The 1,968-nt window shown below is 61.4% G+C and carries 1 protein-coding gene; it reads right to left on the minus strand.

The window, feature by feature from the left end; all coding sequences use genetic code 11:
• Positions 1-115: 115 nt before the first annotated feature.
• The coding region (locus ACFV4G_RS43415) for a matrixin family metalloprotease (protein WP_380449178.1) at positions 116-1,968 on the minus strand (1,853 nt) is incomplete at its 5' end.

The raw sequence follows: 1,968 nt of genomic DNA on the forward strand, positions 1-1,968 counted from the left end.
AGAAGAGTTGAGACGTCAGATACCTCACTCAACCGCTTGGGAGCCTTGTGCGTTCTTCCTCAGCCCACGACCACCTGGCCGTCACCCGATCGGTGACCAAACCGAAAAGGCTCAGTCACCCAGACAGACCAGCGCCATCTGCTCTTGGCAGCGCGCCCAGTTTCGCCCAGTGCATGCTGTCGTCCCCGGTCGGCCCCCGAAACACCAGGAATACGGTTCCGAGGAAACTGCATATGGCGGGCCCATGACATGACTGTCCGTCCACCTGTGTCCGCCCGGCGAAAACTTCACCGTCGAAGAGCGTGAAGGCGATACTCTGGCCGTCCGGGACCCGCCAGGCCAGCAGGATTCCGTTTCCGTGGGTTGTCGCTGCGGGGCCGTCGGCCGCATGGATTTCGACTGGCACCTGGGAAATACCTCCGCCCCCGCCAGCGTCTGACATGACAAAAGAGGCGATTTTCTGAGGTTCCCATTCAGTGGCACCTGCGCCGAGCGACGAATAGTAAATCCGGGTGTCGTCGTGGACACCCCTCCAGAACATGTACAGCCGGCTTCCCAGCACGGCCAGTGCCGGCCCGCTGAACGTCCCGACTTCGCCCACATGCCGCTGTGATTCCCAGGCTCCTGAAACAAACCTCGACCAGTAGATGGTGTCGTCTCCCGATATTCCTTGCCATGCCATGTGGGGAACCTCGAAATTGGCGAGGGCGGGGCGGTCGTTGGAGCCGATATCGGGAATATTGCTGGGAGTAGCCCAGTCGGAGCCGTCCTTCGTCGAATAGTAGATGCTGTCATCACCGGGAACACCCCGCCAAGCCATCATCAACCCGGTCGAGGGAGGGGTGCCAGCCGCCACCGAAGTCAGGGCAGGGCTGTAGGCGGATCCAAAGGGCCCCGTGATGGGGCGCTGTGGGCTCCACACGGTTCCTTCCAACGTCGACTCGTAAAGCGAGTCGTCACCATCGACTCCCCTCCACGCCATGTGCATCGTCTGGTCTGAGAAGGTGAGTCCCACTTGTCCGGCGACCGCGAGAGCGGGGCGATCGCTGGTACCGCGGTCGCTGAGCGCCGGTTGCGGGACCCATCCGTACAGATTGTGCAGCGACAATTGCGATTCGGCGTCCACGTGCAAAAGGCCGGTCTCACTGGGGTACATGACGGAATCGGGATTATTCGAATGAGTCAGGCCGAGGGCGTGGCCTATCTCATGTATCGCATCGGCGGTCAGTTTCTCACTACTCCAGGGTGCCCTGCTGAAGAAGTCCACCTCACCGCTCTCCGGGAAGTGCCCACTTCCCACCACCCCTTCTGCCACACCGAACTTCGAATTCAGCTCCGCAGCTCCGAAAGCGAAGTGGAGATCACCGTTGCTGTCCACCCGTTTGAAGGTGAAAATTTGGCTGGCCACTTCCCATGCACTGAGAGCACCTTCGATGGCGGTTTCCACCTGATCTGGATGAAGCCCGCCGGCATTCTCCGGTTTCACCGAGAAGGACAAGGCGGTCCGGCTCCATTTGCCGTGGGGCGGGCCATAGGTACGAATCTGCAGGTCTGTGACGACCTCGTCCGGAACAGCGCACATCCGGCGACTGGAATCGGCAGTGATGCCGAGGGGGGCATTGACTAGGGTGGTCTCTCCGTTCAGACCGACGCTGAACCCGAACGCCGGGCCGTCAGGGCGGATCAGTGTGTAACCCGAAGCCGGCACCATGGTCAGGCTGTCGACTCCAGGCCGCAACACACCCTCGTGGTCTAGCAAGGCGATGGCCACTGGGCTTGATAGCTCTTGAAGATCCAAAGCGACTGCATATCCGCGCAGCGTAAGCGACCCGCCGTCGGACTGGGCGAAGCCCGAATACATCGGATCGACTCCCACGTGCCCATTCACGTCGACCGTGAACTGGAAATCCGCCACAATCCCCGCCGCCGGCTGGAAACCGTACCCGGGCGCGGGTATGTAGGTGTAGG

Origin of the sequence: Kitasatospora sp. NPDC059747 (assembly GCF_042732955.1) — a bacterium.
Taxonomy (GTDB): Bacteria; Actinomycetota; Actinomycetes; order Streptomycetales; family Streptomycetaceae; genus Kitasatospora.